Source organism: Pseudomonas neustonica, from assembly GCF_003797945.1.
Lineage (GTDB): Bacteria > Pseudomonadota > Gammaproteobacteria > Pseudomonadales > Pseudomonadaceae > Halopseudomonas > Halopseudomonas neustonica.
In genome coordinates this window covers 1-12,188 of the sequence record NZ_RKKU01000019.1, presented here as the reverse complement: position 1 = coordinate 12,188, position 12,188 = coordinate 1, and the positions used below count along the sequence as shown (strand labels likewise).

The 12,188-nt window shown below is 59.1% G+C and carries 4 protein-coding genes; all 4 read left to right on the top strand.

Translation table 11 applies throughout. From position 1 onward, the window contains the following. The first annotated feature begins 24 nt into the window (after positions 1-24). The 4 genes from EF096_RS13875 to EF096_RS13860 all read left to right on the top strand — a co-directional run bounded on the left by EF096_RS13875 (position 25) and on the right by EF096_RS13860 (position 12,055). Positions 25-993: a helix-turn-helix transcriptional regulator gene (locus EF096_RS13875; protein ID WP_123890389.1), complete on the top strand. Its 969-nt coding sequence runs from the start codon at positions 25-27 to the stop codon at positions 991-993. Positions 994-1,127: 134 nt separating this feature from the next. Beyond that, positions 1,128-2,789 carry a ShlB/FhaC/HecB family hemolysin secretion/activation protein gene (locus tag EF096_RS13870; RefSeq protein ID WP_158611285.1) on the top strand — a complete coding sequence of 554 codons (1,662 nt, stop codon included), beginning with the start codon at positions 1,128-1,130 and terminating at the stop codon, positions 2,787-2,789. Positions 2,790-2,851: 62 nt separating this feature from the next. Next, entirely contained in the window at positions 2,852-7,378 is a 4,527-nt protein-coding gene (locus tag EF096_RS13865) for a two-partner secretion domain-containing protein (RefSeq protein ID WP_123890385.1), read from the top strand. Between the two features lie 78 nt (positions 7,379-7,456). After that, positions 7,457-12,055 (top strand): MBG domain-containing protein, encoded by a 4,599-nt coding sequence (locus EF096_RS13860; protein ID WP_123890383.1) that lies wholly within the window; start codon positions 7,457-7,459, stop codon positions 12,053-12,055. The last annotated feature ends 133 nt before the right edge of the window (positions 12,056-12,188 follow it).

The window sequence follows — 12,188 nt, the reverse complement described above, 5'->3', positions numbered from 1 at the left end:
CAGCAGTCATAGAGATAACCGGCAATGGCCTACATCAGGTTCTCCACCCAAGACTACCCATTGGCAGAGCGTATGGAAGCTGCTCAGGACATATACGCAGCGATGGCCAACATCGAGATCGCCACTGAGAAAGGTAAAGCGCCCAATATAGAAACCCGACTACGCCTTTTGCCCGGCGTCTCTATCGCGATGGTAGAAAGCTCGCCGCTGATCGTCAATCGTAGCTCGCGACAACTGCAGGATGGCAATGACGATTTTTCGCTGCTGATAAACCCAGCTGGACGGGCATCATGGCTTTCAGAGCTCGACGGGGTTGGCGAGATCGAGTGCCCTCCCGGCGCAGGTTGTTTTGGTTTTAACGACCGGCCGGGCACGATTGTCTTCCAGGGCAATAAAACCTACATGCTTAACATCTCTTTCTCGCGAGCATTACTCGGACCACTCGTAGTCGATCTTGAACGCAAAAGTAAATCCCCTCTTCTTGCCAAGGAAACCTTTGTTCATCTGGCGCAATGTGCAATCGAACTGATCCAGAATCAAGATGCCGAAGAAGGCGATATTCTGGGTGATACCAACCGGCTACTGGACCTGGCGGCTATCTCGGTAGGCGCTCCGCGCGACGTAGAAATACTCGCGCGCCAACGCGGACTAAAGCAGGCACGGCTGCGCGCCGTTAAAGCCGACCTGATGATAAACGCCTGGCGTAGCAACACCTCGCTTGACTGGGTGGCAAAACGACACGGCGTATCACCCGGCTATATCCGCGCTATGTTTGAGCAGGAAGGACAAAGCTACACCGATTACGTGCTGGAGCTGCGCCTGGACCGCGTTTTTCACGCGTTGAGTAGCCCGACCCACGCCCACAAGACCGTATCCGCTATTCTCTACGATGCCGGTTTCAACAACCCTTCCTGGTTCTACCGCGCATTCAAGCGCCGCTTTGGTTTAACGCCTAGCGAAGCCCGCGACCCCGCGGCGAAAGCCCGCCCCTAGCACCTTCCACCACTCCCCCCCCCGCCGCGTAAATACTTACCCGGTGTGGCGCTGAGTGGAGGCCCACCAACAAGCGCATTGTTACGCTCCTCCCCCACTGAATTTGCACACCGCATCAAAGGGGAAGGGAAACCGTGAAAAAACTGGTCGCAGTATCAAGTTTGCAGGTCGTATGGCTGTTTTCATGTATCGCAGCAACACCGTTACAAGCCGCCGAAAGTGCCGGCGGCGCGCTACGAGACTTAGAGATTCGCCCGCTAGATCTGCCACCAGAGCCACCGGCAGACACCCCAAGCCTAACGCCACCACCTGCCGAACAACAGGTCCAGGGTGGCGATACCGTCGATATCATCGGTTTTCGTTTTACCGGCAACAGCGCATTCAGTGATGAGCAACTGGCAGCCGTTTTGCTCGATCTGTCCGGCCAGGCGCTGACACTTTCGCAGCTACAGCAAGCCGCCGACCGCATCACAGCCTGGTACCGCCAACACGAATGGCTACTGGCAAGAGCCATATTGCCACCCCAAGAAATCGATGATGGCTACCTACTGATTCAGGTGGTCGAAGGCAACTACGACCAGGTTGACCTGAGCAACCAGAGCACGCTGCCAGACCGGCTTATGATCAACGCAACACGCCGCCTAAATAGCGGAGACGGCGTGCGCGCTGGTACGCTGGAAAATGCGCTGATGAACCTCGATGCGCTGCCCGGCACACAAGTCAGTTCACAGCTGTCACGTGGAGAGGCCGTCGGCACTAGCGCCCTGCACATCGAGGTCACTGACCAGCCCGCGCTAAGCGGACAGCTGTCGCTCGATAACTACGGCAACACCTACAATGGCGAGTACCGTCTGAACGGCGGCCTCTCCGTCGCCAACCCACTTGGTCTGGGCGACTCGCTACAGTTGCAGGCGCTCGTATCCGATGGTGACCAGCACTTCCTCAGCACCCAGTACGAACTCCCGGTTGGCCCCTGGAATACCCGTGTCGGTGCTAGCCTGTCCTGGCTGGAGTACGAACTGGGCAAGGACTTCGACAGCCTAAACGCCAAGGGTAAAGCCACCACCGGCAGCGTGTTTGCCAGCCAGAATTGGTGGCAACAACGCAGTTGGGGCGTATCCAGCCGGATCGAATGGCGCTACCGCGATCTGGAAGATGAGCAGCTCGGGCTAACCAGCGAGAAAACCTTACGCAGCGTTACCCTTGACCTTGTTAATGGCTACTGGCGCGATGAGGTACTTGGCGGCAGTGCCAACAGCTATCGGCTGAGCTGGACCCACGGCGAACTATCTCTGGATACCCCCTACGCCCAAGCCTCCGACTTTTACGGCACCGAAGGCCGCTACCATAAAGTCAACCTGGCACTGCTACGTCAGCAGCGCCTGACCCCGCGCCTGTCCCTCAACCTCAACCTGCGCGGCCAACTGGCGGACGGCAACCTGGACTCAGCGGAAAAAATCAGCCTGGGCGGAGCCTACGGCATCCGCGCCTTCCCGCAGGGTGAAGCATCGGGTGATGAAGGCTGGCTCGCCAGCACCGAACTGCGCTATGCCCTCAATAGCCAGTGGCAACTGGGCACCTTTCTTGAAGCCGGCGGTATTACCTACAACAAAGACCCTCTGGCTTTTGGCGACCGCCACCGCAATCTGAAGGGAGCCGGCGTATCCGCCTACTGGCAACCGCACCGTCAATGGCAGGTCAGCGCAATCGCCGCCACGTCTCTGGACAATGAAGAGGCTGTCAGTGACGAACCGGAAGACGTTTATTTCTGGGGCCAAGTGCAATGGATGTTCTAAGCCCCTCACGTACCTGAGCCCGAAAACAGCATCTCGCGATCACCGTCAGACAGGAAAGTCCCATGGCCCACACAAAGCATCCGTTCACCCCCACCGCACTGGCCATTGCCATCAGCCTGATCTCGGCCAGTCTGCACGCCGCAGACCTGCCCACCGGCGGCAACATCGTCGGTGGCTCCGGCAGCATCAGCCAGGATGGCAACAGCCTGAACGTGCAGCAGAACAGTGACAAGCTGATCACCAACTGGGACAGCTTTGATATTGGCGCGGGCAACACTGTCAACTTCTACCAGCCGGGCAGCAACTCGGTAGCGTTGAACCGGGTGATTGGTGAAGACGCCTCGGCGATCTACGGCAACCTCAACGCCAACGGCAAGGTCTTTCTGGTCAACCCCAACGGCGTGTTGTTTGGTCAGGGTGCGGCGGTCAACGTCGGTGCGCTGGTGGCCTCGACCTTGAGTCTCAGTGATGAAGACTTTAACAACGGCAATTACCAGTTTCAGGGTGACGGCAACAACGCCGCCGTGATCAACCGCGGCAGCCTCAAGGCCGACAACGGTACCGTTGCCCTGCTCGGTGGCCAGGTCAGTAACCAGGGGATCATTCAGGCCAACCAAGGCAACGTGGCACTGGCTGCAGGCGACAAGGTGAGCCTGGATTTTGCCGGCGATGGCCTGCTCAACGTCACCGTGGATGAAAGCGCCATTGATGCACTGGTCGAGAACCACCAACTGATCCGCGCCAACGGCGGCCAGGTAGTGATGACCGCCAGCGCCACCGATGCCCTGCTGCAAACCGTGGTCAACAACACCGGCATCATCGAAGCACAAACCCTGGACAACCAGAGCGGCACCATCGTGCTCAAGGGTGGCTTTAACGGCGGCACGGTCAATGTCGCCGGCACGCTGGATGCCTCAGCCCCGGACAGCGGCGACGGCGGTTTTATCGACACCTCCGGTGCCCACGTCAAAATCGCCGGCGGCACCCAGGTCACCACCAAAGCCAACAACGGCAGCACCGGCGAATGGCTGATCGACCCGACCGACTTCACCATCAGCGCCGGCAGCGACGCCCTGACCGACAGCGGCATTGGTGCTGCCACCCTCAGCGCCAATCTGGAAGACAACAACATTACCCTGGCGACCATTGAAGCGGGAACCGACGCTGGCGATATACACGTCGATGCCGCAGTGAGCTGGAATGCCGACCACACCCTCAGCCTGAAAGCCCACAACGATATCCATATCAACCAAGCCATCACCGCCACCAACGGCGGCCTGACCCTCGACGCAGTTGGTGCGATCAGCGCCGACGGCGCGGTCAACGTCGACACCTTTAATCTGCAACGCGGCGCCTGGAGCCAGTTGGGCAGCAGTCTTGCCAATTTCTCAGCCGGGGACTTCCGCCTCAACACCGCCAATGCCAGCTTTATTCGTGCTCTTGGCGGCGACGGCGCAGCGTCGAGTCCGTATCAACTGACTGACATATACGGCGTGCAGGGCTTCGCTTCCCATTCCCTGCTGGATAGCCACCTTGTGCTGGTCAACGATATTGACGCCAGCGGCACAGCGAACTGGAATGCCGGAGCGGGCTACTTGCCAATTGGCACTCTGGGGACCTACTTCACGGGCTCGCTGGATGGGCAAGGCCATGTGATAGATGGGCTAACGATTTACCGACGCTACTCGAACAACATCGGACTATTTGGCGCCACGTCCAACAGTGCAATCAGCAACATCGGGCTCACCAACGTCTCCATCGACGGCAACAGTTACGTCGCGGGGATAGTTGGCTATGGCTACAACGGCGGGACGCCGCTGTCAGCGACTGGCGAGATCAGCAACAGCTATGTCACCGGGACCGTGACCGGCCGCTATACAAGGGTGGCCGGATTGGCTGGCCACTTCAGCGGCACCATTCGTGACAGCTACTTCACCGGCTCCCTCGCAGGCACCGCCGGCGAGTACAAAGGCGGGCTGGTCGGTTCACTTACCGGTAACATCCACAACAGCTACGCAACGGCGGACGTCGTCGGCGATGGCACCTACGTTGGCGGACTCGTCGGAGGCATGACCGGATCAATCTACACAAGCCTTGCTACCGGCAACGTCAGTAGTTCTGGCCCCTGGACTGACAGCACCGGCGGGCTGGTGGGAAGCATCTTTGGTTCGATCTACGACAGCTACGCCACTGGCAATGTTAGCGGAGCAACCGCAGTTGGCGGCCTCGCCGGCCAAATCAGCTATGGCGGGATTAACAGAAGCTACGCAACCGGCAACGTCACAGGCGATGCCATCGTGGGCGCGTTGATTGGCAGAAATAACGGCTATTACATTAGCAATAGCTACTGGAACAGCGATACCAACAGCGCTGCCACAGCCAGTGGCGCTGGCGTCAACAGCGGCGCGACCGGGCTGACTACCGCACAGATGTTCGAAGCCAGCAACCTTGAAGGCTTTGATTTTGACGGCGTCTGGGCCAATGCCGACAATCAAACCACCCCCTACCTGCGCGCTCTGGCCGGCAACCGGGTGTTCAATAAAAACGACCTGCCCACCGGCACCATCGACGCCACTAACCGCCCGGCACTCTACACCGTGATCCAGAACGCCGAGCAGCTGCAGGCGGTGCGCGACAACCTGTCAGCGAACTATCTGCTGGGCAACCACATTGATGCCAGCGCAACCGCCAGCTGGAACGGCGGCGCGGGGTTTGATCCGCTGGGCGTATCGAATAACAGCTTCAGCGGTCAGTTGGACGGCATGGGGTACATCGTCGACGGGCTGACCATTAAGCGTGCGGACCAGCTCGGAGTGGGGCTGTTTGGATATACCACGGCCGACAGCCAGATCCGTAACCTTGGGCTGAGCAACGTCAACATTCAGGGCCAGTCTTTTGTCGGCGCTCTGGTTGGCAAAAGCCTTGGAATCCTTGATGGTGTCTTTGCCACCGGCCGCGTGGGTGGTGACTTTGTGGTTGGCGGCCTGGCTGGCTCAAGCCAGGGCAACATTACTGAAAGCTACGCCGCAACGGATATTGAAGCATTCTCCATCGCCGGTGGTCTGGTCGGCTCCCAAGGCCCGGGCATTTACGACTCAGCAACCCGGACACGTGGCACCAGCAGCGTCGACAACAGCTATGCCACCGGCACCATCAAGGTCACCGTTGATCCCGCATCGGGGTCCGCTGGCGGACTGGTGGGTATGCTGGATGGGGCCATCAGCAACAGTTACAGCACGGTCATTATCAATGACACCGCAGCGGGGCTGGTTGGCAGCGCGACGCAAGGCGTGTTTACCAATGTGTACTACGCCAACACCGACCGCGACGGCAACGCGCTGGATACTGTTGGCCTTGATTTTGGGGGCCGAAGCTGGGCCGAGATGGCCCAACTGGATACCTTCATTACATGGGGCAGCGACATTGACGCCGAGGGCGGCACCGGCGCTATTTGGCGCCTGTATGAAGGTAACGCGACGCCGCTGCTGCGCCGTTTTCTAACCGCCCTGCACGTGGCCGGTGAAAACACCACCACCACTTATGATGGCACCGAGCAGAGCGGCAGCTGGAGCGCCACAGGCGAGTACGATGCTGATCGCGTTTACGGTCAGCCCATCGGTGGCAAAAATGCCGGCAACTACGCCCTCGACATGGGCGGCCTGTACTCCGACCAACAGGGCTACGACCTGATCACCAGCGGTGGCGGCACCCTGACCATCAACAAAGCCCAAGCCACCGTCACCGCCAACAGCGGCACCACCACTTATAACGGCACCGAGCAGAGTGTTGATGGCTTCACTGTCGACGGCTTGGTTAACGGCGAAGATCAAAGCGTACTGACCGGGGTAACCACAAGCGGCGGCAAAGGTACCAATGCTGGTAGCTATGTACTCACGGTCGGTGGTGGCAGCGCCGATAACTACGAGTTGACCTTCGTCGACGGCACCCTGACCATCGAACGCAAGGCTATCACCGGCAGCATCACCGCCGACGGCAAGACCTACGACGGCAGCACCTACGCCAACACCCACGGCACCCTGGACGGTGTCATCAGCGGCGATGATCTGCAGTTCAACACCGCAGGCGCCTTTGCCAACAAGACCGCCGGCGATGGCAAACAGGTCACCGTCAGCGGCTCACTCGGTGGCGGTGACGCCGGCAACTATGTGCTGACTACCAACAGCAGCGCCACGGCCAATATTGACCGCAAGATCATCACCGCCGACGTCCGCGCCCTGGACAAGCTGTTCGACGGCTCTCTGGCCGCGACGCTGGAAGGCGTGCTCAACGGCACCATCAGTGGTGATGACGTCGCGTTACAGCTCAGTGGCCTGTTCGCCAGCCTCACGCCGGACGAGAACCGCGTTCTGGTGGATGCCTCACTGACCGGCGATGACGCAGGCAACTACCAACTGGTCGCCCCGGACTCAGTAACGGCCAACATGCGGGGCTTTGTGCAGAGCGCTGATTACCAGTCCGCTATCGACAGTCAGCCACAAGAGCAGCGCGGACTCAGTGCACCGAAAGACACGGGCTATCAGCTTGACGTCGACGACGATGCACTGCATCTGCCCATGGCAAGTCGCTAAACCTGCCCGACCTCTATGACTTACGGAATAGCGCCGCTGCGCCTCGCAGCGGCCGGTTAAACACCAAAGGGATTTCACATGAGCAGTTCATCCAAACGCCCCAACTTCGCCCCCACTGCTTTGGCCATCGCCATCAGCCTGAGCGCCGCCCACCTGCACGCCGCAGACCTGCCCACCGGCGGCAACATCGTCGGTGGCTCCGGCAGCATCAGCCAGGATGGCAACAGCCTGAACGTGCAGCAGAACAGCGACAAGCTGATCACCAACTGGGACAGCTTCGATATTGGTGCGGGTAATACGGTCAATTTCCACCAGCCGGGCAGCAACTCGGTGGCGCTGAACCGGGTGATTGGTGAAGACGCCTCGGCGATCTACGGCAACCTCAATGCCAACGGCAAGGTCTTTCTGGTCAACCCCAACGGGGTGTTGTTTGGCGAGGGGGCGGCGGTCAACGTGGGTGCGCTGGTGGCCTCAACCCTGAGCCTGTCTGATCAGGACTTTAACGACGGCAATTACCAGTTTCAGGGTGACGGCAACAACGCCGCCGTGATCAACCGCGGCAGCCTCAAGGCCGACAACGGTACCGTTGCCCTGCTCGGTGGCCAGGTCAGTAACCAGGGGATCATTCAGGCCAACCAAGGCAACGTGGCACTGGCTGCAGGCGACAAGGTGAGCCTGGATTTTGCCGGCGATGGCCTGCTCAACGTCACCGTGGATGAAAGCGCCATTGATGCACTGGTCGAGAACCACCAACTGATCCGCGCCAACGGCGGCCAGGTAGTGATGACCGCCAGCGCCACCGATGCCCTGCTGCAAACCGTGGTCAACAACACCGGCATCATCGAAGCACAAACCCTGGACAACCAGAGCGGCACCATCGTACTAAAGGGCGGCTTTAACGGCGGTACCGTCAATGTCGCCGGCACGCTGGATGCCTCTGCCCCGGACAGCGGCGACGGCGGCTTTATCGACACCTCCGGCGCCCACGTAAAGATTGCCGATGGCACACGGGTCACCACCAAAGCCAACAATGGCACCACCGGCGAATGGCTGATCGACCCGACCGATTTTTACGTTACCGACAGCAATGACCCGAAAACCGACAGCGGCATTGGTGCTGCAACCCTTAGCGCCAACCTGGAAGACAACAATGTCACGCTGATTCCCTTCAGCGAGGGGGAAGAGCACGGTGACATGCACGTGAATGGCGAAATCAGCTGGGATGCAGCGACTACTCTCGAGTTGAGATCCTATCGTAATCTGCATATCAACAAAGCCATTACTGCCAGTAATGGCCATCTACGCTTGGATGCAGTAAATCTGGTCACCGCCGATGGAGCGATCGATACCGCCAGTTTTGCACTCTTGAAGGGTACCTGGAAGCAACTCGGGCCCGAACTACCTGACTTTAATACCGGCATCTTTTACACCTCATTAGCATACTCCACCTTTATCCGCGCTCTCGGAGGAAGTGGGGCGTCCAACGACCCCTATCAACTAACCGATATTTATGGTGTGCAGGGTATTGCGTCTCACACCCTACTCCACACGGACTTTGCCTTGGCCAACGATATGGATGCCAGCGGAACCATAAACTGGCATGGAGGGGCCGGCTTTTCCCCGATCGGTGAGCAACACAATAGATTTGGAGGGAGCCTCTCTGGCCAAGGCCATGTCATTCGGGACCTCTATATTTTTCGGCCAACAGCAGTCGCAGTAGGGCTGTTTGGTTACACCGAACGGGGCTCAGGCATCAGTGGCGTTGGGCTGGAAAATGTAAACATTACCGGAAGAACTTATGTAGGGGCTCTTGCAGGATACAGCGCCGCCAATACCTATCAGAGCTATGCGACCGGCACGGTCACGGGTCATGGTGATCGAGTGGGTGGACTGATTGGTAGCACCACATATGCGCCAACCATACGCGATTCCTGGACCGACGTTACCGTCAGCTCCACTGGCAGCGCAGTCGGCGGGCTGGCAGGGGTGGCTGGAGGAAGCGTAATCAGTAATTCCTTCGCATTGGGTGATGTCACCGGACAGAACGAGGTTGGCGGCTTGGTTGGGCGTTCAGGCAACACGCACTACGGAAATTATGCCTCCGGCACGGTTAGAGGCCACCACGAGGTAGGGGGGCTGCTCGGCAGCTTCGCGGGAGGCATGCCCGGTGATTACGAACTCTCCAACTCCTACGCCACAGGTGAAGTCATCGGCTCGGGCAATTCGGTTGGGGGACTGATCGGCTGGAACTCCTTGAAAGTCACTTATGCCTATGCAACAGGCAACGTAACTGGCAACAGTTATGTTGGGGGGCTGATAGGTCAACATCGCGCCCGATACAACAATGACTCCTTAAGTATTAGTAGAGCCTACGCCACCGGTACAGTTCAGGCTAACACCAGCGACGCAGGGGGCTTGGTCGGTTTGAGTGAGGCTGGCATCACCTTGTCATTTTTCAATCAAGACACAACCCCCCAGTTGGCGGGCGTTGGCTCGGGCTCCAGTGAGGGCACGACCGGTCTGACCAGCGCTGAGATGATGGATCTCGACAGCTTCAACAGCTGGGGCACATCGATCGATGCCGAAGGAGGCACCGGCAGCGGATGGCGAATCTATGATGGTTACAGCACCCCGCTGCTACGCAGCTTTCTCACCGCGCTGAGCCTTGACGGGGGCGACACGACGGTAACCTACAACGGTAAGGTTCAGACCGGCAACTGGATCCCGAGCGCTGAATACAACTCGGAGCAGGTACTGGGCAACGACATCGTAGGCAAGCGCAACGCCGGCACCTACGAACTCGACCTTGGTGGGCTCTACTCGACACAACAGGGCTACGACCTCAGCGTCAGCAACGGCACCCTGACCATCAACAAGGCTCAGGCCACTGTCACCGCCAATAGCGATCAGGTCACCTACAACGGTACCGAGCAGAGCGTCAGCGGCTTTACCGTGGGCGGGCTGGTCAATGACGAAGATGCCAGCGTGCTCACCGGCGTGACTACCAGCGGCGGCAAAGGCACCAACGCTGGCAGCTATACGCTGACAGCCAGCGGTACCGACGGCAATTACGAGCTGACCTTTGTCGACGGCACCCTGACCATCAACAAAGCCAAAGCCACCGTCACCGCCAACAGCAACACCACCACCTACAACGGCTCCGAGCAGGGCGTCAGTGGCTTTACCGTCGATGGGTTGGTCAACGATGAGGATGAAAGCGTACTTAGCGGCGTCACTACCAGCGGAGGCAAAGGCACCAACGCCGGTAGCTATGTATTCAAAGTCGGCGGCGGTACCAGCGATAACTACGAGCTGACCTTCGTCGATGGCACCCTGACCATCAATAAAGCCGCAGCTACCGTCACCGCCAACAGCGGTACCACCACTTATAACGGCACCGAGCAGAGCGTCAACGGCTTTACCGTCGACGGGCTGGTTAACAGCGAGGGTGCCGGCGTGCTAAGCGGCGTCACCACCAGCGGCGGTACAGGCACTAACGCCGGTAGCTATATCCTCACCGCCAGCGGTACTGACGGCAATTATGAGCTGACCTTTGTTGACGGCACCCTGACCATCAACAAGGCCGCAGCTACCGTCACCGCTAACAGCGGTACCACCACTTACAACGGTACCGAGCAGAGCGTCAACGGCTTTACCGTCGACGGGCTGGTCAATAACGAAGTTGCCAGCGTGCTTAGCGGCGTCAGCACCAGCGGCGGTAAAGGCACCAACGCTGGCAGCTATACGCTGACTGCCAGCGGCAGCGACGGCAACTACGAGCTGACCTTCGTCGACGGCACACTGACCATCAATAAAGCCGCAGCTACCGTCACCGCCAACAGCGGTACCACCACCTACAACGGCACAGAGCAGAGCGGCAGCGGTTTTACCGCCACAGGCCTGGTAAACGGCGAGACTGAAAGTGTGCTCACCGGCGTCACCACCAGCGGCGGTAAAGGCACTAATGCCGGTAGCTACACGCTGACCGCCAGTGGCAGCGACGGTAACTACGAACTGACCTTCGTCGACGGCACCCTGACTATCGAGCGCAAGGCAATCACCGGCAACATCACAGCCGACAGCAAGAGCTACGACGGCAGCACTTACGCCAATACCCACGGCACGCTCGATGGCATGATCAGCGGCGATGATCTGCAGTTCAACACCACAGGTGCCTTTGCCAACAAGAACGCTGGCGATGGCAAACAGGTGGCCGTAACGGGCTCCCTGACTGGCGACGACGCAGGCAACTACCTGCTGACCAGCACCAACAGCAGCACCACCGCAGACATCGGTCGCAAGGTTGTCACCGTTAACATAGCGGCCAAAAACAAGTTATTCGACGGCACACTCGCGGCAGTTATTGAAGGCATTCTCAACGGTACCATCAGCGGTGACGACGTTGTGCTTAAGCTCGATGGCGCTTTTGTCAGCGCTGAGCCGGGCGAGCACAGTGTCACCGTAAGCGCCTCGCTCGAAGGCAGCGATGCTGGCAACTACCTGCTACAGGCGCCGGAGTCACTAACCGCGATTATTACCCGTGGCGAGTCGTCACCTGTCTACCAATCCGCCATCGTCAGCCAGACGCAGCAGCGACAACTGCTTGCTCCTGCCGACACCGGCTATGCCTTGCAAGTAGACGACGACGCCCTCCATCTGCCCATGGCAAGCCGGTAAGCAGCGCTAGCCCGGATTTCTCATAGGTCCCCAGCAAGTCTCGCAGACTGTGCGGGTTACCGCCATTACCGCTCATTGGCGGCCGTGACTGATCAATAATCGATCAATTCCTGTTGTCCGGACACACGGCCCC